Annotated in this window: 23 protein-coding genes; 4 read left to right on the top strand and 19 right to left on the bottom strand. The window is 70.3% G+C overall.

The annotated features are described in order from the left end of the window. The first annotated feature begins 18 nt into the window (after positions 1 to 18). Complete coding sequence (locus VMS22_20890; GenBank protein HXJ36500.1) at positions 19 to 414, top strand: VanZ family protein; 396 nt, start codon at positions 19 to 21, stop codon at positions 412 to 414. A gap of 8 nt (positions 415 to 422) precedes the next feature. Here VMS22_20890 and VMS22_20885 read toward each other — a convergent pair whose 3' ends face one another. Next, positions 423 to 734: a hypothetical protein gene (locus VMS22_20885; GenBank protein ID HXJ36499.1), complete on the bottom strand. Its 312-nt coding sequence runs from the start codon at positions 732 to 734 to the stop codon at positions 423 to 425. 134 nt (positions 735 to 868) lie between these two features. Here VMS22_20885 and VMS22_20880 point away from each other — a divergent pair, with 134 nt between their 5' ends. Then, positions 869 to 1,825 carry a peptidylprolyl isomerase gene (locus VMS22_20880; protein HXJ36498.1) on the top strand — a complete coding sequence of 319 codons (957 nt, stop codon included), beginning with the start codon at positions 869 to 871 and terminating at the stop codon, positions 1,823 to 1,825. Positions 1,826 to 2,021: 196 nt separating this feature from the next. Here VMS22_20880 and selD read toward each other — a convergent pair whose 3' ends face one another. The 3 genes from selD to selA all read right to left on the bottom strand — a co-directional run bounded on the left by selD (position 2,022) and on the right by selA (position 6,592). Beyond that, the gene (selD, locus tag VMS22_20875) at positions 2,022 to 3,086 is read right to left on the bottom strand and encodes a selenide, water dikinase SelD (protein ID HXJ36497.1); all 1,065 of its coding nucleotides are present in this window, start codon (positions 3,084 to 3,086) and stop codon (positions 2,022 to 2,024) included. 224 nt (positions 3,087 to 3,310) lie between these two features. Then, complete coding sequence (selB, locus tag VMS22_20870; protein HXJ36496.1) at positions 3,311 to 5,215, bottom strand: selenocysteine-specific translation elongation factor; 1,905 nt, start codon at positions 5,213 to 5,215, stop codon at positions 3,311 to 3,313. Positions 5,216 to 5,218: 3 nt separating this feature from the next. Continuing rightward, positions 5,219 to 6,592, bottom strand: a complete 1,374-nt coding sequence (gene selA / locus VMS22_20865; GenBank protein HXJ36495.1) for an L-seryl-tRNA(Sec) selenium transferase — start codon at positions 6,590 to 6,592, stop codon at positions 5,219 to 5,221. A gap of 84 nt (positions 6,593 to 6,676) precedes the next feature. Here selA and VMS22_20860 point away from each other — a divergent pair, with 84 nt between their 5' ends. Together VMS22_20860 and VMS22_20855 are read left to right on the top strand one after the other, a co-directional pair. Beyond that, positions 6,677 to 7,939: an alcohol dehydrogenase catalytic domain-containing protein gene (locus VMS22_20860; protein ID HXJ36494.1), complete on the top strand. Its 1,263-nt coding sequence runs from the start codon at positions 6,677 to 6,679 to the stop codon at positions 7,937 to 7,939. Then, on the top strand, positions 7,911 to 9,224 hold the full coding sequence (locus VMS22_20855; protein ID HXJ36493.1) for a CCA tRNA nucleotidyltransferase: 1,314 nt from the start codon (positions 7,911 to 7,913) through the stop codon (positions 9,222 to 9,224). The genes VMS22_20860 and VMS22_20855 overlap by 29 nt, the downstream gene beginning before the upstream one ends. 4 nt (positions 9,225 to 9,228) lie before the next feature. On the opposite strand, the gene VMS22_20850 is transcribed toward VMS22_20855, so the two are convergent. The 15 genes from VMS22_20850 to mfd all read right to left on the bottom strand — a co-directional run bounded on the left by VMS22_20850 (position 9,229) and on the right by mfd (position 26,054). After that, positions 9,229 to 10,701, bottom strand: coding sequence for a leucyl aminopeptidase (locus tag VMS22_20850; GenBank protein HXJ36492.1), 1,473 nt, complete (start codon positions 10,699 to 10,701; stop codon positions 9,229 to 9,231). Between the two features lie 2 nt (positions 10,702 to 10,703). Continuing rightward, on the bottom strand, positions 10,704 to 10,979 hold the full coding sequence (locus VMS22_20845; protein ID HXJ36491.1) for a hypothetical protein: 276 nt from the start codon (positions 10,977 to 10,979) through the stop codon (positions 10,704 to 10,706). Positions 10,980 to 11,022: 43 nt separating this feature from the next. After that, positions 11,023 to 11,610 (bottom strand): acyl carrier protein, encoded by a 588-nt coding sequence (locus VMS22_20840; GenBank protein ID HXJ36490.1) that lies wholly within the window; start codon positions 11,608 to 11,610, stop codon positions 11,023 to 11,025. Positions 11,611 to 11,669: 59 nt separating this feature from the next. Further along, positions 11,670 to 12,092 (bottom strand): hypothetical protein, encoded by a 423-nt coding sequence (locus tag VMS22_20835; protein ID HXJ36489.1) that lies wholly within the window; start codon positions 12,090 to 12,092, stop codon positions 11,670 to 11,672. Between the two features lie 68 nt (positions 12,093 to 12,160). Then, on the bottom strand, positions 12,161 to 12,631 hold the full coding sequence (locus VMS22_20830) for an Rrf2 family transcriptional regulator (GenBank protein HXJ36488.1): 471 nt from the start codon (positions 12,629 to 12,631) through the stop codon (positions 12,161 to 12,163). Between the two features lie 10 nt (positions 12,632 to 12,641). Next, positions 12,642 to 12,851, bottom strand: a complete 210-nt coding sequence (gene iscX, locus VMS22_20825) for a Fe-S cluster assembly protein IscX (protein ID HXJ36487.1) — start codon at positions 12,849 to 12,851, stop codon at positions 12,642 to 12,644. Next, complete coding sequence (gene hscA, locus VMS22_20820) at positions 12,851 to 14,671, bottom strand: Fe-S protein assembly chaperone HscA (protein ID HXJ36486.1); 1,821 nt, start codon at positions 14,669 to 14,671, stop codon at positions 12,851 to 12,853. The genes iscX and hscA overlap by 1 nt, the downstream gene beginning before the upstream one ends. After that, entirely contained in the window at positions 14,671 to 15,312 is a 642-nt protein-coding gene (hscB, locus tag VMS22_20815) for a Fe-S protein assembly co-chaperone HscB (GenBank protein ID HXJ36485.1), read from the bottom strand. Before hscB ends, hscA begins: the two co-directional genes overlap by 1 nt. A gap of 4 nt (positions 15,313 to 15,316) precedes the next feature. Next, positions 15,317 to 15,637, bottom strand: coding sequence for an iron-sulfur cluster assembly accessory protein (locus tag VMS22_20810; GenBank protein HXJ36484.1), 321 nt, complete (start codon positions 15,635 to 15,637; stop codon positions 15,317 to 15,319). Between the two features lie 11 nt (positions 15,638 to 15,648). Further along, a complete protein-coding gene (gene iscU / locus VMS22_20805) occupies positions 15,649 to 16,062 on the bottom strand; it encodes a Fe-S cluster assembly scaffold IscU (GenBank protein HXJ36483.1) in 414 nt (137 codons plus the stop codon). A gap of 13 nt (positions 16,063 to 16,075) precedes the next feature. Further along, a complete protein-coding gene (locus tag VMS22_20800; protein ID HXJ36482.1) occupies positions 16,076 to 17,335 on the bottom strand; it encodes an IscS subfamily cysteine desulfurase in 1,260 nt (419 codons plus the stop codon). A gap of 78 nt (positions 17,336 to 17,413) precedes the next feature. Continuing rightward, positions 17,414 to 20,251, bottom strand: a complete 2,838-nt coding sequence (uvrA, locus tag VMS22_20795; protein ID HXJ36481.1) for an excinuclease ABC subunit UvrA — start codon at positions 20,249 to 20,251, stop codon at positions 17,414 to 17,416. Positions 20,252 to 20,266: 15 nt separating this feature from the next. Continuing rightward, positions 20,267 to 21,679 (bottom strand): phosphomannomutase/phosphoglucomutase, encoded by a 1,413-nt coding sequence (locus VMS22_20790; GenBank protein HXJ36480.1) that lies wholly within the window; start codon positions 21,677 to 21,679, stop codon positions 20,267 to 20,269. Then, the gene (locus VMS22_20785; protein ID HXJ36479.1) at positions 21,628 to 22,575 is read right to left on the bottom strand and encodes a peptidyl-prolyl cis-trans isomerase; all 948 of its coding nucleotides are present in this window, start codon (positions 22,573 to 22,575) and stop codon (positions 21,628 to 21,630) included. The genes VMS22_20790 and VMS22_20785 overlap by 52 nt, the downstream gene beginning before the upstream one ends. Then, entirely contained in the window at positions 22,572 to 26,054 is a 3,483-nt protein-coding gene (gene mfd / locus VMS22_20780) for a transcription-repair coupling factor (GenBank protein ID HXJ36478.1), read from the bottom strand. Before mfd ends, VMS22_20785 begins: the two co-directional genes overlap by 4 nt. Positions 26,055 to 26,056: the final 2 nt, after the last annotated feature.

Below are 26,056 nucleotides of genomic sequence, written 5' to 3'. Positions count from 1 at the left end.
GAGCGCTGGACGCCGCCCGTGGCGTGGGCGCTGGTCATTTTCTTCGCATCGACGAGCTGGGGCGCCGGCGAGCACACGGGCGCGTTCCTCATGCCGCTGCTGCGCTGGCTGTTCCCGTCGGCGGACTACGCCACGCTGGAAGCGATGCACCTCGTGCTGCGAAAGATCGGCCACTTCGCCGAATATCTGGTGCTGGGCCTGCTTCTCGTACGCGCCTTGCGGGCGGACGCACCCTGGAGCGCGCGTCACGCGCTGCTGGCGACCGCCCTCGCCGCCCTCTACGCGGCGTCCGACGAAATCCATCAGCGTTTCGTGGCCGGGCGGGTCGCGGCGGTCGGCGACGTCCTGATCGACACGGCGGGCGCGGCGACCGGCCAGGTGCTGGTCGCCGTTCGCCGTCTCCTGGCTCGCTAGTGTCCGGACTAGCGCGGCTCGTCGATCCGCTCGAGCAGGGCTTTCAGCTCGCGGAGCGCGGTGAGCCGGCGATCGACCTCCTCGAGCGCGCGCATCAGCTCCTCCACGCGAGTCGTCATGCGGTCGAGCTCCGGGCCGCCAGCGGCGTCGACCACCGACGTCATCCGCTGGTACAGACCGACGGCGCCCGCGAGACCACCGGCCCCGAGGACGGTGAGCTTCGCATCGATGTCGGTCGCGACCTGCGTCAGCGACGCGATCTGTGCAGCGAGGTGCTGCGCGTCGACGTCGTCGGCGCCGAGCTCGACGGACCAGAACACGAGACTACGGGCAGCAAGCCACATGCCACGGGCGGCGTACAGGGGACTTTCGCGACATGCGGCGATCCGTCAATCGGTCGTCGGCACGCTTCACAAAATTGACAGGCAGCCGGACGACCGGTACAGGCGCTCGCATGCATCGGAAGGTCGTGTCGCTCGCATTCGCCGTCGCGCTCGGGATCGTCGCCTGCCAGCCGAAGGAGAAGGAGGAGAAGGCCGCGCCCGCCGCGAAGCCCGCCGCGCCTTCTGCGACGACCGCAACGCAAGCCGACGACGGCGGCGAGGTGGTCGCCACCTACGGCGGCAAGCGACTCACGACCGATCGCGTGCTGAAGGAGATCTCCCGCCTGCCTGCGCCGTCGCGCGCCTATCTGACCGCGCCGGATCGCAAGCGCCAGTTCGTCGACAACATGATCCTGAACGACCTCCTCTTCACCGAGGGACAGAAGCTCGGCTACGACAAGGACGACGACGTCGAGCGGCAGGTGAACGACCTGCGGCGCCGGCTCGTCGTGCAGCGCCTCGTGCGCGAGTTCCAGAAGCCGCCGGAGATCACGGACGAGCAGGCGAAGGCCTACTACGACGACAACCCGAACCTCTACTCCACGACGCAGATCCGGGCGAGCCACATCCTCGTGAAGGACGAGCCGACGGCCAAGGAGATCCTCGAGCAGGTGAAGGCCGACCCCACGAAGTTCGCCGACATCGCGAAGGAGAAGTCCACCGACAAGACGAGCGGCGCGAAGGGCGGCGACCTCGGCATGTTCGGACAGGGCCGCATGGTGCCGGAGTTCGAGCGGGCCGCCTTCACCTTGAAGCAGGGCGAGATCAGCGACGTCGTGAAAACGCAGTACGGCTACCACATCATCATGGTCGTGGAGCGCAAGGAGGGCGAGCGCCGTCCGTTCGACCAGGTGAAGGAGCAGATCAAGGCGACGCTCCGCAACAAGGCGATCCAGGACCAGCAGGACAAGCGCTACGCGGAGCTGAAGCAGAACGCCAACGTCAAGGTCGACGACATGGTGCTGGACAAGCTCCAGGTGCCGCAGGGCATGACCGGGTCGGAGACACCGATGACGGGCGGGCACTGAGCGCTCGGGGATCGGTCCCGCGTCGCGAGGTCGCCGGGGGCGAGGTTTCGGCTTCGGCTCCGCCGCGCGGGAACACATGCCGCTCGTCTCGGCCCGACATTTCGTCGCGCCGCTTCGCAGGCGCCTCCACCTCGCCCCCGGCGACCTCGCGACGCGCCGAGGCGCGCGCTCGGGGTCGCGCCCGTCGTCGGCGGCTCTAGCCTAGGGTGAGGAACGGACCAGACGCGCGCGGCTCGGCCTGGCCGATGCGGACGGCTGGGACGTTTGCGGCGTGGAGGAGGTCGAGCGCTCGGTTTGCTTCGCGCTCGGGGATGGCGACCAGGAGGCCGCCGGACGTTTGGGGGTCGAAGGCGACCTCCACCAGATCGGGCGGGACGGTCGGCGCGACGGCGACTTTGTCGGAGAGCCAGGCGCGGTTGCGGCGGCAGCCGCCGGTGGAGGTGCCGGCGGCGGCGAGCTCGCGGGCGCGCGGCAGCGTCGGGAGCGCCGTCGCGTCGACGACCAGGCGCACGCCGCTTCCATGGGCCATCTCGTAGCCGTGGCCCATGAGGCCGAAACCGGTCACGTCGGTGCAGGCGTGGACAGAGACGCTCGCGAGCACCCGTGCCGCCGCCGCGTTGAGCGTCGTCATGCTCGCGGTCGCGGCCGCGAGGGCGTCGCCGACCCGCTCGCCGCGCTTCGCGGCCGTGGTGACGATCGCCGTTCCGAGGGGCTTCGTCAGGAGCAGGACGTCGCCCGGCTGCGCGCCCACGTTGCGCCAGATGCGATCGGGATGGACCACGCCCGTGACCGCCATGCCGTACTTGATCTCCTCGTCGACGAGGGTGTGGCCGCCGAGGACGACCACGCCGACCTCGCGCGCCTTCTCGATCCCGCCGCGAAGGATCTCGCCGAGGATCTCGATCGGAACGTCCGCCTGCGGAAAGGCCGCGACGTTGAGCGCCGTGCGGGGCTCGCCGCCCATCGCGTACACGTCCGACATCGCGTTGGCCGCCGCGATCTGTCCGAACGTGAACGGGTCGTCGACGATCGGCGCGAAGAAGTCGACGGTCTGCACGATCGCGAGCTCCGGCGTCAGCCGATACACGCCGGCGTCGTCCGACGTCGCCGTCCCGACCAGCAGATCCGGATGCACCATCTGCGGCAGCGCCCCGAGGATCTTCGATAGATCCGCCGGCCCCATCTTCCCCGCACAACCAGCCGCGCGTGCCCGATCCGTCAATCGAAACGGCGAAGCCGACGCGCGCGCGGGATCCGACATGCCGCCGACGCTAACCCCCCGCAGACGAGGTGTCCAGGCGCGTCGCCCGTGCGGCCGAACGTCGCTGAGCCAGCGCGTCGCGTCGCGAGGTCGGGGGCGATGCGGAGGCGCCTGCGAAGCGGCGCGACGAACTGTGGGGGCCGAGACGAGCCGCATGTGTCGTCGCGCGGCGGAGCCGAAGCCGAAGCAGCGCTCCCGACCTCGCGCCACCGAGACCACCCCGCTCAGCGCCGCAACCGACGCAGGTCCCCGACGCGCGTGGTGACACCCGTCCGATCGCACCAGTCGAGAAACGCGATCGCGAACTTCCGCGATGCACCGATCAGATCGCGGAACGCGCCTGCCGAGATCTCGCCGTGCGTCCGGCAGTGGTCGGCGAGGAGGCGCTTCGCCTCCTCGGCCGCATCGGGGGCGTAGTAGAGATCCGGAGCGACGCGCACGACCCGCCGCTCCTTCTCGAGCACACCCAGCACCTGGGCGAGCCGCGCGCGGGGGATCTCGAGCGCGTCCCCCAACTGGCGGAGATCCGGCGGCGTGAAGCGGCCCTCCGCGAGCAGGCGTTCGAGACGCTCGCCCAACGCACGGGCGTCGGTCGCGAGCGCCACCTTGTGTTCCGGGAGCCGGACGAGACTCTCCTCGCGCACGAGCACCTTCTCCGCGCACAGGCGCTCGATGCACCACCGGAATGTCCTCGCCGACACCTCGAACGGAACCTGCGAGCGGAGGTGCTCCATCTCGACGCCGGGCTCGAGCGGCCGCTCGCCGTGTGCCGCCGCGACGCGCGCGAGAACATCCGCTCGCAGGCGTTCCCATTTCTCGGTGGTCGTGTACGCTTCGGGTGCCCCGGTCTCCGCGATCGGGACGACGTCCGGCGCGCGCGCCAGCGACGGGCCCACGCGACCCGGATCGACGCCGAGCGCCGACGCGATCGTCGCCCCGTCACAAGCGAAGGATGGCACGAGGCCGAGGAGCGTGCGCGCGGCCGTCGCGTCGTCGCCGTCGCGCAGGGCGGCGAGCTTCTCGGCGAGGTCCGGCTCGTCGCGTCGATGCCGGTCGGCGAACGGGTTCACGACCACCCCGCCGCCGAGCGTCCAGCGCGCCGTCTCGTCACGCAGGATGAACCGGTCGCCGCGGAGCGCGAGCACGGGTTCGGCGAGCGCCAGCTGCGCCCATCCCCGCTCGCGAGGTGCCAGGCCGGGACGTCCGCCCAGCACGACCACCTTGCCGACCACCTCCGCGGTTCCGAGATGGACGCGAACACGGCCGTGCGTAGCGAGCGGACGGCGCGCGCCGGGTCGCACTTCGACGAAGGCGTCGAAGCGCGTCGTCGTGTGAGCCAGCTGCACGTCGCACACGACGTGGCCGCGCCCGAGGTCCTGCCGCTCGATGCCGGCGAGGTTGAGTGCCACGCGCTGCCCGTGGCGGGCTTCGGCGACCGCCGTCCCATGGACCTGCAGGTTGCGCACCCGGACCTCGTCTCCGCCCGGCAGGATCCGCACGACATCGCCATCGCGAACCGTGCCTGCGATCGCCGTGCCGGTGACCACGACGCCGTGCCCGCGCATCACGAAGGCACGATCCACCGGTAGGCGGAACGGCCCCGCACCCGCCGGCGGTGCAGGCAGGCTGAGCTGGTGCGCGATCTCCGCGCGGAGCACCTCGACTCCCTCGCCCGTCGTCGCCGAGACGGGCAGGATCGGGGCACCCTCGAGCGTCGAGTCGACGGCGAGGATCTCGATCTCCTCCCGTACGGCGGCGACCCGCTCCGCATCGACGAGATCGATCTTGGTCACGACCCAGATCCCCCGGCGCACGCCGAGGAGGTGGAGGATGTCGAGGTGCTCCTCGGTCTGCGGCATGACGCCGTCGTCGGCCGCGACCGTGAAGAGGACGAGGTCCATCCCGTGCGCCCCGGCGAGCATGTTGCGGATGAAGCGCTCGTGTCCCGGCACGTCGACGACGCCGGCGCGCGTGCCGTCGGGCGCGTCGAACCAGGCGAAGCCGAGGTCGATGGAGATCCCGCGCTCCTTTTCCTCCTTCAGGCGGTCGGTGTCCTGACCCGTCAGCGCGCGCACGAGTGCGGTCTTGCCGTGATCGATGTGCCCCGCCGTGCCGATGACGACGGGCATCGCTCAAGCGAACGTGACGGCGAGATCGTCCGGCGAGAACACGCCGCGGAGGTCCAGCAGGAAGCGCCCGCGATGCACGCGACCGATCACGGGTGGAGTCGCCTGGCGGAAGCGGGCCGCCACGTCGTCGGGCGAGAGGTCGGGATGCTCGACCGCGAGCGCCCGGCTGGGAAGCGTCGCCGTCGGCGCCGCGCCGCTGCCGACCTCGGCCTCGGAATCGACGACGGTCACGCGATAGCCCTCGCCGAGTCGCGCGGCGAGGTGTGGCGCGACGGCGCGGCCGACCGTGTCCATCTCGGCGAGCGGCCGTGTGAGCCAGCGCAGCGTCGGCAGCGCGGCGGGCAGATCGGGTGCGTTGCGATACAGGCGCAGCGTCGCGGCGAGCGCCGCCAGGCGGATCTTGTCGGATCGGAGCGCACGGCGAAGCGGGTGCGCCGCGAGCCGTTCGACGAGATCGCGCCGGCCGACGACGATGCCCGCCTGCGGCCCACCAAGGAGCTTGTCGCCGCTGAACGACACGAGGTCGGCGCCGGCGCCGACGCGGTCGCGCACGACGGGCTCGGACGGGAGTCCGAGGATGGCGAGGTCGACGAGGGCGCCGCTCCCGAGATCGTCGAGGACGGGAACGCCGTGCGCCCGGCCGATTGTGACGAGGTCTCGCAGCTCGACGTCCGCCGTGAAGCCGACGATCCGATAGTTGCTCGTGTGGATCTTGACGAGCAGGCCGGTCTCCAGGCCGATCGCCTTGCGGTAGTCGTCGGCATGGGTGCGATTCGTCGTCCCCACCTCGCGCAGCCGGGCGCCGCTCACGGCCATCACCTCGGGCATCCGGAAGCTGCCGCCGATCTCGACCAGCTCGCCGCGCGACACCACGACCTCGCGACCGCCCGCGAGCGCCGCGATCGCGAGCAGGACGGCGGCGGCGTTGTTGTTGACGACCAGCCCGGCCTCGGCTCCCGTGAGCGCGCACAGGTCGTCCGCGAGGAGCGCGTCGCGATCGCCGCGCCGCCCGGTGATCAGGTCGAGCTCCAGGTTCATGGCGCCGCGTGCGGCGTCGGCCATCGCCGCGATCGCGTCGTCGGCGAGGAGGGCGCGCCCGAGGTTCGTGTGCAGGACGACGCCGGTCGCATTGACGACGCGGGTCGGGCGGGGTGCCGTGCCGGCGTCGAGGAACGCGGTCGCGGCGGCGACGAGCGCGGCGTCGGACGGCAGCACGCCTCCGTCGGCGAGGGCCCGCCGCGTGTCGGCGAGCGCCATCCGCAGGGCCTCGACCACGCGCTCGCGCCGGCAGCGCGCCACCAGAGCGACGGCGTCCGGATGGCGCAGGAGCCGTTCGACCGACGGGATCGCGCGCAGCGGGTTCGTTCCTCCGGCCACGTGCGCATCGTGCCCCACGCGACAGGGCCGTGCCAAGCTCTCGCACTTGCCCGCCCCGCCCTCGCATGAGAGGGGTGGGCGCAGATGCGAGCCCTCGTGTGTGACGTGAGCGTGCCGCGACAGGTCGTGTCCGGGCTCCTCGGCCGTCTCGACAAGCGATTCTTCTTCGGCCCGTTCTCGCCCGCCGCGTTGAAGGACATTCCCGAGCCCGAGCTTCCCGCCGACGACTGGGTCGTCATCCAGACGCGCCTGTGCGGCATCTGCGGGAGCGACTACAAGCAGATGTTCCTGAACGGCAACATGGACAACCCGATGACCGCGATCATCTCGTTCCCCCAGGTGCTGGGGCACGAGGTGGTGGGCACGATCGCGAAGATCGGACCCGCGGTGACGACGCGCAAGGTGGGCGATCGCGTCGTGCTGAACCCGTGGCTCTCGTGCGGGCCGCGCGGCATCACGCCACCCTGCCCCGAATGCCAGCGAGGCCAGTACTCGATCTGCCGAAACTTCGCCCGGGGCATCATCCCACCCGGCATCCACACGGGGAACTCGAGCAAGGCGACGGGCGGCTTCGCGCCGCTCGTCCCCGCGCACGAGTCCATGTGCATCCCGATCCCCGACGGGGTCTCGTACGAGCAGGCCGTGCTCGCCGACCCGTTCTCGGTCTCCCTCCACGGCATCCTGAAGCGCCCGCCGCAGCCGGGTGCGACCGCGCTCGTCTACGGCTGTGGCACGCTCGGGCTCCTCGCGATCGCCATCCTGCGCCACGTGCACCCGGACGTTCGCGTGTTCGCGGTCGCGCGCTTCGAGCACCAGCGCCGGATCGCCGAGCGCTTCGGCGCGCACGTCGTGCTCCCGCACGAACCGGTCCGGGAGCTCATCGAGCGCATCGCGAGCGAAACCGGCGCGCAGGTGCTGAAGCCGTGGTTCGGCCTGCCATGGCTCTACGGCGGCGGCATCGACGTGATCTACGACACGGTCGGCTTCCCCGAAACGGTCGAGGCCGGCGTACGGATCGCGGATTCGCGCGGGGCGATCGTCATCACGGGCGTCGAAGCCCCGAAGCGCTTCGAGTGGACGCCGCTCTACTTCAAGGAGATCGCCGTCATCGGGTCGAACGCCTTCGGCGTCGAGGAGTTCGAGGGCCGCCGCCGGCACGCCATGGAGATCTACCTGGAGCTCGTGAAGAGCGGCCGCATCGACGTGACACCCATCCTCACGCACCGCTTCCGGCTCGACGACTATCGCGACGCCTTCCTCGCATGTGGCGAGCAGCGAGAATCGGGGGCGATCAAGGTCCTGTTCGACTTCGACGGCAATGGGCGACCGGGGGCGAGTCGCCACTGACGTCGTCCGGCGGCTGCGCGCCGCCGGCTACGAGACGTACCTCGCGGGCGGCTGCGTGCGCGACCGCCTGCTCGGGCGCGAGCCGGGCGACTTCGACGTCGCGACCGCGGCGCCGCCCGAGGTCGTCCGCAAGCTCTTTCGGCGCACGGTGGCGGTCGGCGCGAAGTTCGGCGTGATCCTCGTGCTCGAAGGCGATGCGCAGTTCGAGGTGGCGACGTTCCGATCCGACGACGCCTACATCGACGGCCGCCGGCCGAGCGCCGTGCACTTCGCGACGGCCGAGAAGGACGCGCAGCGCCGTGACTTCACGATCAACGCGCTCTTCCAGGACCCGATCTCGGGCGACGTCATCGACTTCGTGGGCGGCCAGGCGGATCTGCGCGCCGGTATCATCCGTGCGATCGGCGACGCGGGAGCGCGCATCGCCGAGGACCGCCTGCGGATGCTGCGCGCGGTCCGTCTCGCCGCGCGCTTCGCCTTTCGCATCGAGCCCGCGACCCACGCGGCGATCGTCGCGGCCGCAGCGTCGGTGACCGACATGGCCGCCGAGCGGATCGGTGACGAGATCGTGAAGATGCTGACCGAGGGGGCGGCGCGTACGAGCTTCGAGCTCCTCGCCGCGACCACGCTCCTGGACGTCGTCCTGCCCGAGGTCGCGGCGATGCGCGGCGTCGAGCAGTCGTCCGACTACCACCCCGAGGGTGACGTGTGGACGCATACGCTGCTCCTCCTGGAGCAGCTCGCGGCCGGCACGTCCGAGGCGCTCGCGCTCGGCTGCCTGCTCCACGACGTCGCGAAGCCGCGGTGCCAGAGCCGTCGCGAGGACGGGCGGATCACGTTCTACGGCCATCCGGACGTCGGCGCCGAGATGGCGATCGCGATCGTTCAGCGCCTGAAGCGCAGCCGCGAGACCTGGGAGCGCGTGGCCTACCTCGTCCGCAGCCACCTCCGGCTCGTCCAGGCGCCGGAGATGCGCCTTTCGACCCTGAAGCGGATGCTGGCCGAGGAGGGCTTCGACGATCTCCTCGCGCTCGCGCGCATCGACGCGCTCGCCTCGAACAAGGACCTCCAGTTCGTCGAGTTCTGCGAGCGGCGGCGACGGGAGCTCGCGGCGGCGGTGCGCCCGCAGCGCCTGCTCGGTGGCGATGACCTCATCGCCATGGGATTCGCGCCGGGGCCGCGGCTCGGCGAGATGCTGCGGGCGCTCGAGACGGCGCAGCTCGAGGGCGAGGTCACGACCCGCGAGGGCGCCGAGACGTGGGTGCGCGAGCGCTTCGGCGCCTGAGCGATCAGCGCACGAGACCGCGGATCCACTCGACGAGGAGCCGAACGCCGAACGCGGTCGCGCCCCGTCCGCCGAGCGAGGTATCCTTCTCGGCGAACGCCGGGCCGGCGATGTCGAGGTGCGCCCATTTCGCGTCACCGACGAACTCCTCGAGGAAGAGCGCCGCCGTGATCGTACCGGCCTCGCCGCCTCCGACGTTCTTCACGTCGGCGATCGGCGAGCGGATGTCGTCCTTGTATTCCTTGGCGAGCGGGAGCTGCCAGAGCGGCTCGCCGACCGACCGGCCCGCGGCGATGAGAGAATCGATCGTCGCCTGGTCGTTGCCGAGGATCGCCGCGTAGCTCGTCCCCAGGGCGACGCGGGCCGCGCCGGTGAGCGTCGCGAGGTCGACGATGGCGTCGGGCTTCGCCTTCGCGGCGAGCGCAAGGGCGTCGGCGAGGACGAGTCGGCCCTCGGCGTCGGTGTTCAGCACCTCGGCCGTCTTGCCGTTCATGAACTTGATGACGTCGCCGGGCTTCTGCGCGCCTCCACCGGGCAGGTTCTCCGTCGTCGGCGCGTAGGCGGTCACCGCGACCGGCAGCCCGAGGCGCGCGACGGCGGCGACCGCGGACAGCACCGTCGCCGCGCCGGCCATGTCGTACTTCATGGTCTCCATCGACTTCGCGGGTTTGAGCGACAGCCCGCCGGAATCGAACGTGATGCCCTTGCCGACGAGCGCCACCCGTCGCCTCGCGCCCCGCGGCGCATAGCTGAGCTGGATGAAGCGCGGCTGCTCGTGCGTGCCACGTGCGACGGCGAGGAGACCGGCGAGACCCTCGCGCTCGAGCCGGCGCCCGGCCCAGACCTCGACCTTGAGACCGGGCGTCTCCACGGCGAGTCGCTCGGCGTGCTTGGCGATGAACGAGGGCGTCGCGATCGACGGGGGCTCGTTCACGAGGTCGCGCGCCGCGAACACGAGCCGCGCCATTGCTGCAGCGTCGGCGACGACCGGCCTCCAAACGGCCGGTCTTGGCGCGCCCTCGCCGAGCAGCGCGAGGCTCGTCACCTTCGACGCCTTGCGATCGATCTTGTAGCGATCGAACCGGTAGCCGACCAGGAGGAATCCCTCGCTGACGGCTGCCAGCACATCGCGGCGCTCGATCGCACGGCCGAGGTAGATCGCCACCCGTCGTGCACCGCTGCGCTCGGCCTCGCGGCGAGCGCGCGCGCCCAGCTTGCGCCAGGTGTCGAGGTCCGCCTCGCCACCCGTACCGGCGAGCATGATCGCTCCACGATCGTCGTGGTGCACGAGCGTATCGTCCGGACGGCCGCGGAAGTCGGCCGCCCGTGCGCGGCGCGTGGTGGCCGCCGCACTGCGCCCGAGCTTGCGGAGCGCGCCGCGCACGTCGTCGGACGAGACCGGGACGACCAGCAGATCGGCACGAACGGCGCTCGGGCTGCCGGACCGGACACGAAGAGTCGGGAGAGCGTTGTCCATGGTCAGAATGTCTTCCTCGCGAGGTACAGGATGATCGAGCCCGCGACGGCATAGGCGAGCACGCCTTCGATGAGCCCGAGGCCGGACGTCAGAGCCAGCACGCCGACGACGAGCACGGTGCCGATGACGGCCACCACCTTCTCGATGCGCTCTTCGCGCGCGCGCTCGCTCCGCACGTGGTCACCGATCGCCGTGCCGCACGTCGGGCATCGCCCCCCGGGCGTGCGTAGGAGCGCGGTGTCGCAGCTCGGGCACGCGACGTGCTGGCGAATCGGCACCCGGGCCTTCTACCCAAAGGCCGCAGCCAGGGAAACTTCGTGCCTACGCGACGGCGCGGCGGTCGCGCGGCCGCTCGTGGTGCACGTCGACCGCGACGCCGAGCGGTCCCAGATGCGCGAAGCACCGCTCGACGCGCTCGGCGGTCGCGAGTGGAGCCGCCGCCGGCACGGTGATGGCGAGCTTGGCGCCCGGACCGGCACGTCGCGCATCGGCGGCGAGCGTCTCGACCGTGTAGGCCGAGAGCCACGCCGAACGCGTGACGACGCCGCGCCCGTCGCGCGCCGCGGGAAGCACGGACGCCCGAACGAACACGGACGGTACCGCCGGCGGGGACGTCGTGAGACGCGCGTCGATCACGACGTCGACGAGATCGCCGTAGGTGCGAACTCGATCCATGGTCGCCTCGGGGAGGCTGACGTCGAAGCGCTGCTCGGCTTCCACGGCGATCTCCGTGAGATCGAGGGAATCGACCGCCAAATCGTGCACGAGAGAAACCTCCGGCCGGAGCCATTCCTCCGGCGTACCGAGACGCTCGGCGACGAGCCGCCGAAGCTGCGGTTCGAGAAGCTCCCGCAGTCCCAGATGCCCGCAGCCCGTCGGGTCCTGTCGTCGAGCCGACACCCGCTCCATGTTCACCATCCTCCTCGTTCGTCGCTCTCGTCGCCCGCCGCGCGAGCGACGTCTGCGGATCACGCCAGCTCGGCCGCCTCGTCGCGATCCACGTCGTCCTCGCGGTCGTCGGTGCGAAAGGCGACCACTTGACCACGCTCGCCGCCGGCGCGCGCCTTCCAGGCGCGCAGGCCCTTGCGCACGTAGGCGGCCTCGATGCCGAGCACGTCGCAGATGTTCTCGAACGAGAAGATCCACGACTTGTCCGCGCTCTCGATCCAGGCCTCGGCGTCCTCGAAGAGCTGGTGGCGCTTGCGATCGCGCGCGCCCACCTGCTTGCGGTACACGTCGACCGCGTCCTCGAGGATCGCCACCATGAGTCGGCGCTCGCCGTCGAAGCTGGCGCGGCGCCGGATGCGGTCGAAGTACTGGGAAGGCAGAAGCGTATCCGGCTGGAACAGCTCCTGGACCTTCTCCTCGGCACTGATGTCTCGCGTCTTCATTGTGGTGGTGGCTCGTCCCTGGAGCCGGTGCTGCAGCAACACGTGGGGGGGCATCTGAGTCACGCCGATTAGACCCCCGCAGGTGACGAATATTCAGGGCGAATCGGGCCGGAATCCCCTCCCGGAAGCGCGTGACGGACCGACGCGATCGTGGTGTTCTGAAACAGATCCATGACCCGGCGCTGCCCCTCGGCCCAGACGCGGTTCATGCCGCAGGTGCCTAGCAGGAAGCATTCCGCATGCTCCCCTACACAGACGTTGAGGGAGATCGGCCCCTCGACCGCTTCGATTACATCCTTGAATGTGACCTCCTCGGCGGCGCGCGCCAGCACGTAGCCCCCGTGGGGTCCGCGCCGGGAGCGCACCAGGCCGGTCCTGATGAGGTCCCGGATGATCTTCTCGAGAAACTGCCGCGGAATGCGCTCGCGCTCGGCGATCTCCGCGACCGAGCAGGCCCGCTCGCGATGCGCGTCACTCGCGAGGTGGATGGCGGCCCGGAGGGCATAGTCGACCTTGCGGCTCACCTGCATGAACGACATCGATGCGCTCCTATTCCTTTTCGTTCCGGATCTCGGCCCAGGCCATCTGGATACGTTCGAGGGCCCCCTCGCTGGATCGGCTCGGGTCGTCGGCGAAGTCGGGCAACGCGCAGATCCAGCGATGCATGTCGGTGAAGCGGACCCCGAGAGGATCGACGGTCGGATGCGCCTCCGCCAGGGCCTCGCCGATCTCTTCGGCGTCGTCCCACCGCAGCTCCATCAGAGCTCCTCCAGGGTGTGTCCGCCGACACTCTCGACGAGCGCCGCATCCATGATCCGCCGCGCGAACGGCTCGCTCGCCTGGCTGAGCGCGTCGTACGCGTCGCGGATCGCGACCGGGTCGTCGCCGGCGGCCGCCGCTTCGAGGGCCTGCACGGCCGCCTGGAGGTGCTCCCGCTCACCCGGCTCGAGCAGGCCCGCGTGCTTTGCGAGCTGCGCGCGCGTCGCGTGGAGGATCACTTCGGCGTCGACGCGAGCCTCGCGCACCATTCGCTGCCGCACGTCGTCCTCGGCATGATCGATCGACTCCTCGAGCATGCGCTCGAGCTCGTCGTCGGTGAGACCGTGGGAGGGCTTCACCTCGACGGTGCGCTCGCGACCCGTTCGGAGATCCGCCGCCGTGACCGAGAGAATGCCGTTCGCGTCGACCAGGAAGGTGAGCTCGATGCGCGGAACGCCCGCCGGCATCGACTCGATCGGAATCCGGAACCGCGCGAGGCTCCGGTTGTCGGCCGCGAGCTCGCGCTCGCCTTGCAGGACGTGCACGTCGACGGCGGTCTGGTCGTCGGCGGCGGTCGTGAAGGTCTCCTTCACCCCGGTCGGAATCGTCGTGTTGCGATCGATGAGGCGCGTGAACACGCCGCCCATGGTCTCGATCCCGAGCGAGAGCGGGACCACATCGAGGAGCAGCATGTCCTTGCGCCCGCCGGTGAGGATGCCCGCCTGGATGCCGGCGCCGAGCGCGACCACCTGGTCGGGGTCGATGTCGGCGAGCGGCGGGCGCCCGAAGAGCGCCTCCATGTGGCGGCGCACCAGCGGCACGCGGGTCGACCCGCCGACGGCGACGACGTTGCGGACGTCCTCCGTCTTCTGTCCGGAGTCCTTGAGGGCCTGCCGGCAGGGCCGGCTCGTGCGCTCGACGATGTCCCGAACGAGCTCCTCGAACTCGGCACGCGTGATCGTACGGCGAACCTCCCCCGCTCCTCCGGGAGGCACGAGCACGATCTCGGCGCGTTCCTGCGACGACAGCGCGCGCTTGGTCTGCTCGGCGAGCTGCAGCACCTGGGCGCGTACCTGCGGGTGGCTCCGGATCGCCTCCGGCAGGTCCCGGGCGATCACGTCGGCGAGGCGCGTGTCGAGATCGTCGCCGCCGAGGCGCGTATCGCCGCCGGTCGCGAGCACCTCGAAGACGCCGCCGCGCAGGCGCAGGATCGACACGTCGAACGTCCCGCCGCCGAGGTCGTAGACCGCGACCACACCCTCGTCGCCCTTGTCGAGCCCGTAGGCGAGCGAGGCGGCCGTCGGCTCGTTCACGAGACGCAGCACTTCGAGACCCGCGAGACGGCTGGCGGCTCGCGTCGCCTGGCGCTGGCTGTCGTTGAAGTAGGCGGGCACCGTCACGACGGCTCGCTCGACCGGCTCGCCGATCGCCGCCTCCGCCCACCGCTTGAGCTCGCGGAGCACGTACGACGACACTTCCGGCGGCGTCACCTCGCGACCGCCGGCCACGAAGCGCACGACGTCGCTGCGCCCGTCGCGCGGCTCGGCGAAGCGGTAGCGCCGGCGATCCTCGTCGGTCACGTGCTCGTAGCCGAGCCCCATGAAGCGCTTGACGGACAGGATGGTATCGAAGGGACGCTCGGCGGCGAGCGCCTTCGCATCTCGCCCGACTACGACCTCGCCGCCCGGGAGGAAGGTCACGGCCGACGGCAGCAGGACCTCGCCGGTCACGGGATTCGGGAGGCAGCGTGGCGTCCCGCCTTCCAGCAGGGCGACGAGGCTGTTCGTCGTCCCGAGGTCTATGCCGATGACCCGTGCCATCAAACGCCCAGCGTCTCGTCGACGTCGTCGGCGAGCGTCCCCAAGTAGGCGATCTCCGAGAGCCGGCGCTTCAAGTCCGCGAGAATGGCTGGAGCGGTCGCATTCCCGGAATCCCAGGCGGCATAGCGCTCCTCGAGATCGCGCTCGAGGCCTCGCAGGCGCTCGTCGAGGCTCGTGTGGATCCCCTCGACCGAGCGGCGGAGCGCTGGATCGTTCGGCGCGCCACGCAGCTCCTCGAGCGCTTCCTGCGTCTGGAAGACGAGCTCGGCAAGCGCCGGTGGTACGCGGTTGTTGTCGCGCCCGAGGGGCTCACCGTGGAGCTCCAGCCAGTAGCGGCCCCGCTCCACCGGGTCGCGCAGCGTACGGTAGGCGCGGTTGACCGCGGCACTCGCGGTGAGCGAGAGCTCCCGCATGCGGGCATCGCCAGTCTGATGGCGGTCCGGATGGACGGCGCGGGACGCGTCGAGATAGCGGCGCTCGAGGTCGTCGCGGCCGATGGTCAGCCGGCGCGGCAGATCCAATACCGCGAACAGGTCGGCGTCGCCGATCGGCTGCGGCGCGCTGCACGACGAACACGCGGCCGAGAGGCCCGTCCGCCGGGTGCAGTGCCAGCACTCGCCATCGCGATGAACCGCCAGCACGCCGTCACACGATGAAGGACGAGCCGCAGCCGCAGGAGCGCTTCACGTTCGGGTTCTGCAGCATGAACCCCGACGACATGAGCTCGTCCTTGTAGTCGAGAATCGTTCCGTTGAGGTACAGAAAGCTCTTGCGATCGATCACCAGCTTCGCGCCGCCGTGCTCGAACACCTTGTCGCCGTCGCGCCGCTGATCGACGTCCATCTTGTAGGTGAGGCCCGAGCACCCGCCGCCGACGACCTTCACGCGCAGGCCGCCGTCTTCGATGCCCTTCTCGGCCGCGAGCTTCTTGATCTTGTCCGCGGCGGTGTCCGTCATCTCGATCATCGAGGTCCTCGTTACGCGGTCTTCTTGGCGGGCGCGGGCATCTCGCCCGCGCGCTTCTTCTTCCAGTCGGAGATGGCGGCCTTGATGCCGTCCTCCGCCAGCACCGAGCAGTGGATCTTCACCGGCGGCAGCGAGAGCTCCTCGACGATGTGCGTGTTCCTGATCTCCAGCACCTCGTCGACGGTCTTTCCCTTCACGAGCTCGGTGACGTAGCTCGAGCTGGCGATCGCGCTGCCACAACCGAACGTCTTGAACTTGGCGTCCTCGACCACGCCGGCGTCGCTGATCTTCAACTGCAGCTTCATGACGTCGCCGCACTCCGGGGCGCCCACGACGCCCGTGCCGACGTTGGGATCGTTCTTGTCGAGCGCACCCACGTTGCGCGGGTTCGAGTAGTGATCCAGTACCTTGTCGCTGTACGCCATTGCTTCCTCTCCTTCACTCGCGCTGCCAGGCGACGGAGTTGAGATCGATGCCTTCCTTCGCCATCTCGTAGAGCGGCGACAGATCGCGCAGGCGCCGCACCTCGGTGACGACGCGATCGAGGACGTAGTCGACGTCCTCTTCCGTGTTGAATCGACCGAGCCCGAACCGGATCGACGTGTGCGCGAGGTCCTCGCCCACGCCGAGCGCCTTCAGCACGTAGGACGGCTCGAGCGTCGCCGACGTGCACGCCGAGCCCGACGACACCGCGATCGCCGGGAGCGAGGCCGACGCCGCGAGCGCGTGCACGGAGCCGTTGAGGCCCATCAGGAGCGACTCGCCCTCGACGTAGGCGAAGCTCACGTTCAGGTTCCCGGGATGGCGATGGACCGGATGGCCGTTCAGGTACACCTCGTCGAGCTGCTCGAAGATCCCGGCGCGTAGCCGTTCGCGCAGGCGGGCGATGCGCTGCGATTCGTCGGCCATGCCGTCCTTGGCGAGCTCCGCCGCCCGTCCGAACCCGACGATCCCCGGCACGTTGAGCGTCCCCGAGCGCATCCCGCGCTCGTGGCCGCCGCCGTGGAGGATCGGCGTGAGCCGCACGCGCGGCCCTCGGGACCGTACGTAGAGCGTGCCGACGCCCTTGGGACCGTACATCTTGTGGGCGCTCAGCGACATGAGGTCGATACACATCGCGTCGACGTCGATCGGCAGCAGACTCGCGCCCTGCACCGCGTCGCAGTGGAACAGGACGCCGCGCTCGCGACAGATCTTCCCGATCTCGGCGACCGGCTGGATCGTGCCGACCTCGTTGTTCGCGAACATGATCGAGACGAGCACCGTCTTGTCGGTGATCGCCTTGCGGAGGTCGTCGAGGTCGATCATCCCGTACTTGTCGACGGGGAGGTAGGTGACCGTCGCACGGCCGGTGCGCTCGAGGTGCCGGCAGGTGTCGAGCACCGCCTTGTGCTCGGTCACCTGGGTGACCACGTGGGTGCCCTTGTCCTTGTAGAACTCGACCACGCCCTGGATCGCCAGGTTGTCGGACTCGGTCGCCCCGCTCGTCCACACGATGTCCTTCGCCTTTGCGCCGACGAGCCGAGCGACCTGCTCCCGGGCCGTCTCGACCGCCTTCTCGGCGTCCCAGCCGAACCCGTGGCTGCGGCTGGCGGCGTTCCCGAAGTGCTCGGAGAAGTACGGCAGCATGGCCTCGAGCACGCGCGGGTCGACCGGCGTGGTCGCGTGGTTGTCCATGTAGATGCCCTTGGTCATCATGACGCTCTGCTCCCTTGCCGGCGAGGATACCGGATAATCCGGACCTGGTCGATCAGATATTATCGGTCAGGGGTCCTGTCAAGGATTCGGACGAGCTTCGAGCTCGCGCCGGAGGAAGTGCCCTGTGTGGGACGCTTCGGACTTCGCGACGTCCTCGGGAGTCCCCGCGACGATCACCCGGCCCCCCGCCTCGCCGCCTTCGGGACCCAGGTCGACGACCCAGTCCGCCGCCTTCACGACGTCCAGGTTGTGCTCGATCAACAGCACGGTATTTCCAGCATTTACCAGCCTATCCAGCACGTCGAGCAGGCGCTGGACGTCGGCGAAGTGGAGGCCGGTGGTCGGCTCGTCGAGCACGTAGAGGGTCTTGCCCGTGGCTCTCCGGGCGAGCTCCTTGGCGAGCTTCACCCGCTGCGCCTCGCCGCCCGACAGCGTGTTCCCGGCCTGGCCCAGCCGCACGTAGTCGAGGCCCACCTCCCGCAGGACGTCCAGGCGCTGGCGCGCGTGGGGCACGGCGCCCAGGACGTCCAGGGCCTCCGCGACGGTCAGGTCGAGGACGTCGGCGATCGAGAGGCCCTTGAACCGCACCTCGAGCGTCTCCCGGTCGTAGCGACGCCCCCGGCACACGTCGCAGGTGACGAACACGTCGGGAAGGAAGTGCATCTCGATCGCGATGACCCCGTCGCCGGTGCACGCCTCGCAGCGACCGCCCTTCACGTTGAACGAGAAGCGTCCCGGCCCGTAGCCGCGGGCGCGGGCTTCGGGAAGCTGCGCGAACAGCTCGCGGATGGGGCCGAAGAGGCCGGTGTAGGTCGCGGGGTTCGAGCGCGGACTGCGGCCGATCGGCGCCTGGTTGATCTCGACGACCTTGTCGACGAGCTGCCAGCCGGTGAGCTCGTCGTGGGCACCCGCCTCGTCACTGCCGAGCCCGAGCTTGCGGGCCAGGGCCCGGTAGATGGTGTCGATGACGAGCGTGCTCTTCCCCGATCCGGACACGCCGGTCACGCAGGTCATGGTCCCGAGCGGGATGGCGACGTCGATGCTCCGCAGGTTGTTGGCGCGCGCGCCGCGGACGCCGATCGACCATCCCGAGCCGCGCCGTCGCTGCTGCGGCACCGGCACGCGCTCGTGCCGCGCGAGATAGCGCCCCGTGATCGACGCCGGGTTCGCCATGATCTCGGCGGGCGTGCCGACGGCGACCACCCGTCCCCCCTGCACGCCTGCGCCCGGGCCCATGTCGATCACGTGGTCCGCCGCCAGGATCAGGTCGCGGTCGTGCTCCACGACGACGATCGTGTTGCCGAGGTCGCGGAGTTGGACGAGCGTGCGGAGCAGGCGCTCGTTGTCCCGTTGGTGGAGGCCGATCGACGGCTCGTCCAGCACGTAGAGCACCCCCGTCAGGCGTGATCCGATCTGCGTGGCGAGGCGGATGCGCTGGCCCTCGCCCCCCGAGAGCGTTGCCGCCCCGCGATCGAGCGTCAGGTAGTCGAGGCCCACGTCGGCGAGGAAGCCGAGCCGCGCGCGCACCTCCTTCAAGATGGGCCGTGCGATCTCGTCCTGCACGGGCGTCAGCGCGAGCCCGCCCAGGAACCGCGCCGCGTCCCGGATCGCGAGCGCCGACAGGTCGACGATGCTCTTGCCGCCGATACGAACGAAACGCGCCTCGCGACGCAGACGCGTGCCGTCGCAGGTCGTGCAGTGGGTCTCGGCGACCAGACCCTCGATCTCGTCGCGGATCCACGAGGAGCGCGTCTCGCGGAGCCGCCGCTCGAGCCAGAGAACGAGCCCCTCGAAGGGCCGGCGGACCATCCCACGGCCACCGCGCCCGGCGGGAAACGCGATCGCCTGGTCGCCGGAGCCCCGGAGCACCACCTCGCGAACCGCCTCGGACAGATCCTTCCACGGCGTCGCCGGAGCGAACGTGTAGTGGACGGCGAGGGCCATCAACGCTTCATCGAGACCGGGGAGCGCGCGCAGCACCGCGCCGGCCAGCGCGCGCGGCAAGGGCGCCCCGGGATCGGCCACGATCAGCGTCGGGTCGAAGCGCCGCTCCACGCCGAGACCACCGCAGGCCTCGCACGCGCCGAGCGGACTGTTGAACGAGAAGAATCGCGGCGACAGCTCGGGATACGATACGCCGCAGGTTGGGCAGGCGTGCCGCTCGGAGAAGAGCTGTGGCACCGGCGCCGCCGCGCCGGGTTCCGCGACGTCGACGAGCGCGATGCCGTCGCCGTGCCGGAACGCGACCTCGATCGAGTCGGCGAGCCGCCCGAGCGCGCCCTCGCGCCGCACGATCCGATCGACCAGCACTTCGATCGTGTGGCGCTGCGTCTTGGCGAGTGCGATCTCCTCGCCGAGCTCGCGCAGCTCGCCGTCGACGCGCGCGCGCACGAAGCCGCCGCGCCGCAGATCCTCCAGCTCCTTCTTGTGCTCGCCCTTGCGATCGCGGACGACCGGGGCGTAGATCCACAGGCGCGTGCCCTCGGGCAGCGCGGCCAGACGGTCCACCACCTGCTGGACGCTCTGGGCGGTGATCGCCTTCCCGCAGCTCCAGCACACGGGCTCGCCGACGCGGGCGTAGAGCAGTCGCAGGTAGTCGGCGATCTCGGTGATGGTGCCGACCGTCGAGCGCGGATTGCGCCCGACGCCGCGCTGCTCGATCGCGATGGCGGGCGAGAGGCCGTCGATCCCGTCGCAGTCCGGCTTCTCCATCTGCTCGAGGAACTGGCGCGCATAGGCCGACAGCGACTCGACGTAGCGGCGCTGGCCTTCGGCGTAGAGCGTGTCGAACGCGAGGGACGACTTGCCCGAGCCCGAAAGGCCGGTCACGACCACGAGCCGCTCGCGCGGGATGTCGACGTCGATGCTCTTGAGGTTGTGCCCGCGGGCGCCGCGAATGCGGATCACACCCGCCATCGGTCGCAATCGCCTCTAGGCACCGAGGGCCGCGCGGGCGGCTTCGACCGCGGCTTCGACGGTCGCCTGATACTCGGCGAGCTGGGCCTTGGTCTGCGCCTCGAATCGCATGACGAGGACCGGCTGCGTGTTCGAGGCCCGCAACAGCCCCCAGCCGTGATCGAAGCGGACCCGCACGCCGTCGACGTCGATGATGTCGCGCCCCGCCTTCCGGAATTCGTCCCGGACGCGATCGGCGACCTTGAACTTCACCTCGTCCGGGCAGTCGACGCGGATCTCCGGCGTCGTGACGGACGGCGGCAGATCGGCGAGCAGCTCGGCCACGGTCTTGCCGGTGCGCCCGAGGATCTCGAGCAGCCGCGCGCCGGCATAGGCCGCGTCGTCGAAGCCGAAGTAGCGCTCCTTGAAGAAGATGTGGCCGCTCATCTCGCCGCCGAGCAGGGCCCCGGTCTCCTTCATCTTGGCCTTCAGGAGCGAGTGGCCGGCCTTCCACATGATGCCCGTGCCGCCGTGCTTGGCGATGTCGTCGTACAGGCGCTGCGAGCACTTCACCTCGGAGACGATGGTGCCGCCCGGGTTGCGCGCAAGCACGTCGCGCGCGTACAGGACCAGCAGCTCGTCGCCCCAGATGATGCGGCCGCGTGCGTCGACGACGCCGATCCGATCGGCGTCGCCGTCGAAGGCGATGCCCAGCTCGGCCTTTTCCTTCGCGACTGCGCGGACGAGATCCTGCATGTTCTCGGCCACCGTCGGATCGGGATGGTGGTGCGGAAAGCGCCCGTCCATCTGGCAGAAGAGCTCGGTCACGCGCGCGCCGAGGCGGCGGTAGATGCCCGGCGCGACGGGACCCGCCGTCCCGTTGCCCGCATCCACCACGACGTTGATCTCGCGGGCGAGACGGCCGATGTTCTCGACGACGTACTCCTCGTACTCGGGTGCCACCGGACGCTGCTCCAGCGTCCCTCGCCCGCTGCGGAACTTCCCGGCCTCGAGACGCCGGCGCAGATCCTGGATCTGCTCGCCGTGCAGCGCCTCCTTGCCGAGGCAGACCTTGAACCCGTTGTAGTCCGACGGATTGTGGCTGCCGGTGATCTGGATGCCGCCGTCGAGGTTCCAGTGGAAGATCGCGAAGTACACGAGCGGCGTCGACACGACGCCGATCTCGACGACACCGAGCCCGGTCGAGCGGATGCCGTCGATGAGGGCGGCCGCGTAGCCGTCGGAGGTGAGCCGGCAATCGCGACCCACGCAGACGCGCGCGGCGCCGTGCTCGAGCGCGAGCGTGCCGAACGTCTGTCCGAGGAGTCGCGCGAAGCTCGCGTCGAAGTCGCGCTCGGCGATGCCGCGAATGTCGTATTCGCGGAAGATCGTCGGGTTCAGTTGAGCACCTCGACGTGGTGGCGGTCCCGAAGGTTCTTCGAGATCCACTGGCGGAAGCGCTCGTCGGCCTTCGCGTTGTAGAGCATCTGCTTGATCGTATCCTTCACCTGGTCGAAGGGTACCGGGCCGCCGCCCTGGATACCCTCGACCTTCAGGAGGTGGATGCCGTTCGGCGTGACGACCGGCTCGCTCACCTCGCCCGAGCGCAGGCTGAACGCCACGCGTTCCAGCATCGGGGACATTTCGCCCTTCTTGAAGGTGCCGAGCAAGCCGCCGTTGTCGGCGCCCGGCCCCTCCGAGTACCGGCGAGCCAGTGCCTCGAACGACTGCCCCGAGTCGGCCATCTGCTTCACGGCCTTGGCCTGCTCGACGACGCGCACGGCGTCCTGCTGGGTCATGCCCGCCTTGAAGCCGAAGAAGATGTCCCGCACGACCACGCCGCTGCGGGTGGCGAACTCCTCCTTGTGCTGCTGGTAGTACGTCTCCACGTCCTCGTCGCTGATGGTGATGGTCGAGCCCCGCATCTCCTGCTGGAGGAGCACCGTCTTCTCGAGCTCCTCCTTCACCTTGGCGCGGTACTGCTCGATCGTCATGTTCTGCTGCTTGAGCGCCGCCTTGAACTGCTCTTCGCTGAGCTTGTTGCGGGCCATCACCTCGTCGACGTAGTGCGTGATGTCTTCGGCCTTCACAGAGATCTTCCGCGCCACGATCTCCTTCTCGAGGATCTTGTCGGTGACGACGGCTTCCAGCAGGTCCTGGTCGGACACCCCGTGGGCACGCCGCTCCTCGCCGTAGCGCTGCACCTCGTGCGCAGTGATGGGGTCGCCGTCGACGGTGGCGACGATGCGGTTGACCACGCCGGCTGCAGCCGGCCGCTGAGCGACCAACGCGAATACCAGGATGGCCGCGGTGCGGCCGAGCAACATGGCGCGGGTGGGTATCATGCGGCTGCGAGCCTCTGCAACACGGACGTGAGCTCCGCGATGAGCCCGTCGTGGTCGGTCGCCTCCGGACGAACGAGCAACGCCGAGCCGCTCGTGAGCCGCAGGCGTCCTTTCGACCCCCGGATGAACTCCAGCAGGGACGGCACCTGCACCGGCGTTGCCGCATCGAACTCGATGACGACGTCGTCGCCCCGCCGGCGGACCTGCGAGACGCGCAGGTCCTTCAGCCAACGCCGCAGCGCCATGATGCGCAGCAGGGTGTCGACGAGGAGCGGCGGCGGCCCGTAGCGGTCCTGCAGCTCCTCGCGGATGGCGTCGAGGTCGGGGACGCCGCGGATGCCCGCGAGCCGCTTGTAGAGCATGAGCCGCTGGCTCACGTCGGGGACGTAGGACTCCGGCACGTAGGCGGGGATCGCGAGCTGGATCTCGGGCTCGATCTCCGCCTCGGCGGGCTCGCCGCGCACCTCCCGGACCGCCTGCTCGAGCATGTGCGTGTAGAGCTCGAGCCCGATCGCGGTGATGTTGCCGGACTGCTGCTTGCCCAGGAGGTTCCCGGCGCCCCGGATCTCGAGGTCGTGCGCCGCGAGGCGGAAGCCGCCGCCCAGGTCGTCCAGCTCCTGGAGCACCGTCAGCCGCTTCTGCGCGTCCGACGTGATCAGGTGCTCGCCGGGAATGAGGAGGTAGGCATACGCCCGGTGATGCGACCGTCCGACCCGCCCGCGAATCTGGTAGAGCTGCGCCAGGCCGAACGTGTCGGCGCGGTTCACGATGAGCGTGTTCGCGTTCGGGATGTCGAGACCCGACTCGATGATCGCCGACGTGACGAGCAGGTTCGTCTGGCCGTGCATGAAGGCGAGCATCGCGCGCTCGAGATCGGCCTCGCCGAGCTGCCCGTGCGCGATCCCGATGTGCGCCTCGGGGACGAGCTCGCGCAGGCGCGCGGCGACCTGCTCGATGCTCTCGACGCGGTTGTGCACGAAGAACACCTGCCCGCCGCGCCCGAGCTCGCGCACCACCGCGTCGCGGATGACGCCCTCGTCGTACTTCGTGACGTAGGTCCGGATCGCGAGGCGGTCGACGGGCGGCGTCTCGATCACGGAGAGGTCCCGGATGCCGGAGAGCGACATGTTGAGGGTGCGGGGGATCGGCGTCGCCGTGAGCGTCAGGACGTCGACGGTCGCGCGCAGCATCCGGATGCGCTCCTTGTCCTTCACGCCGAAGCGGTGCTCCTCGTCGACGATGAGCAGACCGAGCTCCTTCCACTGGACGTCCTTCTGGAGGAGCCGATGCGTTCCGATCACCACGTCGACGCGCCCGCTCGCGAGGCCGCCCACGGTCTCCTTCGTCTCGGTCGCGGTGCGGAAGCGCGACAGCATCTCGATCGTGATCGGATAGCCCTGGAAGCGTGCCGCGAAGGTCTCGAGATGCTGCTGGGCGAGGATCGTCGTGGGCACGAGCACGGCAACCTGCTTGCCGCCCAGCACGGCGAGAAACGCCGCGCGCATCGCGACCTCCGTCTTGCCGAAGCCGACGTCGCCGCACACGAGGCGATCCATGGGCCGGGCGCCCCCGAGATCGCCCAATACCTCGTCGATGGCGCGCGTCTGCCCGGGCGTCTCCTCGAACGGAAACCGCGCCACGAATTCCTGATAGAGCGGATCCGACTGGGCGTACGGCCGGCGCCCGTGTGCCTCGCGGGCGGCGTAGACCTTCAAGAGCTCGTGCGCCATCGCGAGGAGCGATTCCTTGGCCTTCGCCTTCGCGCGCTCCCACGACGTGCCGCCGAGCTTGTCGAGCGGCGGCGCGCCGCCGTCGGCCGACACGTAGCGTTGCACGACGTTGATGCGGTCGACGGGGACGTAGAGCCGGTCGCCCCCTTCGTACTCGAGGTGCAGGTAGTCGCCCTCGGTGTCGGCGACCTGCATGTGCTTGAGGCCCCGATACAACCCGACGCCGTGGTCGACGTGCACGACGTAGTCGTCGGGCCGCAACTGCGCGAGCGTGGAGAACACGTCGGTCGGCCGCTCCCGCCGGGTGCGGCGCACCTGGCGCGGCTCACCGAACAGCTCGGCTTCGGTGACGATGGCGAGTCCGTCGGCCGGCAGCCGCACGCCGCGCGAGAGCTCGCCGGTCAACGCGAGCGGCCCGCGCCCCTTGGCACCGAGCGCCTGCGCGAAGGGCGCGTCGGTCGCGAGGGCGTCGATGCCGTGGGGCGCCAGGAGGCCGCGCAGCCGGTCTCGCCGCGCCGGCGTCGTCGCCACGAGCACCAGGCGCGCACCGTCGCGCTCCCATTCGTGGAGACGGTCGGCGACCGCCTTCAGCGGAGCGTCGGTCGTGGTCGTGCCGCGCAGGACGATCCCGTCGGTCGCGTACGTCGTCGCGCGCAGGTCGTCGCCCGCGAGGCTCTCGAGGCCCTCCACCTCGACCCGCGGCCAGCCACCCAGACGCTCCCGCCATTCGGACGGCGGGAGGTAGAGCGCCTCGGCCGGGGGATGAAATCGTCCTTCGGCCTCTGCCGCCGTCGCGTGGGTCACGACCTGCTGCCAGGTCGCTTCGACCGCCGCCTCGAGACCGCTGCCCTGCTCGACCCAGACGAGCGTCCCCTCGGGCAGGAAGTCGGCGAGCGTGCCGAGCGATGGATGCAGGTAGGGAAGGAGGGCCTCCATGCCCGGCAGCACGAGCCCCGAGCGCACGGCTTCCACGAGGTCGCGCCGCTCCTGGCGGGCGAGAGCGACGTCCGCCGCGCGCTCGTCGATCGCGCGCGCCACGGACGGACCCAGCTGATGCTGCCCGAACTCGCGCAGCGGCAGCAGGAGCAGGTCCTCGATCGCATCGAGCGATCGCTGCGAGGACGCGTCGAGGAGCCGGATGCTCTCGATCTCGTCGCCGAAGAACTCGAGGCGCACGGGCCGCACGTACCCGACCGGGAAGACGTCGAGGATGCCGCCGCGCACGGCGACGTCGCCCGGATCCTGCACGAGCGGCACGCGATGGTAGCCCCACGCGACCAGGCGCGAGGCGAGGTCGGCGGGAGCCGTGGTCTCGCCCGCGACGACGTAGGTGATGGCCTCGGCGAACACCCGACGTGGCAGGCCGCGCTGCCCCCATGCCTCGATCGTCGTCACGACGATGGGGTCGGGCGTCTGCAGGAGGTGATAGAAGCCCTCCATCCGGGCGGCCACCGTCTCGCGCGTCGGCGAGAGTGGCTCGAACGCAGGCACCTCCCACCCCGGCAGCACCTGCACCCGGCGCTCGAGCGGGTTCGTCCCTTCCCGATCACCCCGAAAGAAGCGAAGGTCGGACGCGAACGCCTCGGCCCTCGCCGTGTCGACCGCGAGCACGAGCACCGGGCGGGGAATCTGGGCGTACAAGCGCGCGAGGGCGAGCGCGGGCGCACTCCCGCGCAGCCCGGTCAGCCGAATGGGCTGCGGAGCAGGTTTTTCGAGCGCGCGGGCCGCGCGCGCGACGACGTCGGACAAGG

It is taken from the genome of Candidatus Eisenbacteria bacterium (assembly GCA_035577985.1).
Lineage (GTDB): Bacteria > Desulfobacterota > Binatia > DP-6 > DP-6 > DATJZY01.
This window is presented reverse-complemented; position numbering and strand designations above follow the sequence as displayed.

Bases quoted from the DNA above. Each gene is read 5' to 3' on its own strand.
- VMS22_20880 (HXJ36498.1), top strand. From the start codon at position 869: ATGCATCGGAAGGTCGTGTCGCTCGCATTCGCCGTCGCGCTCGGGATC.
- selD (HXJ36497.1), bottom strand. From the start codon at position 3,086: ATGTCGGATCCCGCGCGCGCGTCGGCTTCGCCGTTTCGATTGACGGAT.
- selB (HXJ36496.1), bottom strand. From the start codon at position 5,215: ATGCCCGTCGTCATCGGCACGGCGGGGCACATCGATCACGGCAAGACC.
- VMS22_20860 (HXJ36494.1), top strand. From the start codon at position 6,677: ATGCGAGCCCTCGTGTGTGACGTGAGCGTGCCGCGACAGGTCGTGTCC.
- VMS22_20855 (HXJ36493.1), top strand. From the start codon at position 7,911: ATGGGCGACCGGGGGCGAGTCGCCACTGACGTCGTCCGGCGGCTGCGC.
- VMS22_20850 (HXJ36492.1), bottom strand. From the start codon at position 10,701: ATGGACAACGCTCTCCCGACTCTTCGTGTCCGGTCCGGCAGCCCGAGC.
- VMS22_20840 (HXJ36490.1), bottom strand. From the start codon at position 11,610: ATGGAGCGGGTGTCGGCTCGACGACAGGACCCGACGGGCTGCGGGCAT.
- VMS22_20835 (HXJ36489.1), bottom strand. From the start codon at position 12,092: ATGAAGACGCGAGACATCAGTGCCGAGGAGAAGGTCCAGGAGCTGTTC.
- VMS22_20830 (HXJ36488.1), bottom strand. From the start codon at position 12,631: ATGTCGTTCATGCAGGTGAGCCGCAAGGTCGACTATGCCCTCCGGGCC.
- iscX (HXJ36487.1), bottom strand. From the start codon at position 12,851: ATGGAGCTGCGGTGGGACGACGCCGAAGAGATCGGCGAGGCCCTGGCG.
- hscA (HXJ36486.1), bottom strand. From the start codon at position 14,671: ATGGCACGGGTCATCGGCATAGACCTCGGGACGACGAACAGCCTCGTC.
- VMS22_20810 (HXJ36484.1), bottom strand. From the start codon at position 15,637: ATGATCGAGATGACGGACACCGCCGCGGACAAGATCAAGAAGCTCGCG.
- iscU (HXJ36483.1), bottom strand. From the start codon at position 16,062: ATGGCGTACAGCGACAAGGTACTGGATCACTACTCGAACCCGCGCAAC.
- VMS22_20800 (HXJ36482.1), bottom strand. From the start codon at position 17,335: ATGATGACCAAGGGCATCTACATGGACAACCACGCGACCACGCCGGTC.
- uvrA (HXJ36481.1), bottom strand. From the start codon at position 20,251: ATGGCGGGTGTGATCCGCATTCGCGGCGCCCGCGGGCACAACCTCAAG.
- VMS22_20785 (HXJ36479.1), bottom strand. From the start codon at position 22,575: ATGATACCCACCCGCGCCATGTTGCTCGGCCGCACCGCGGCCATCCTG.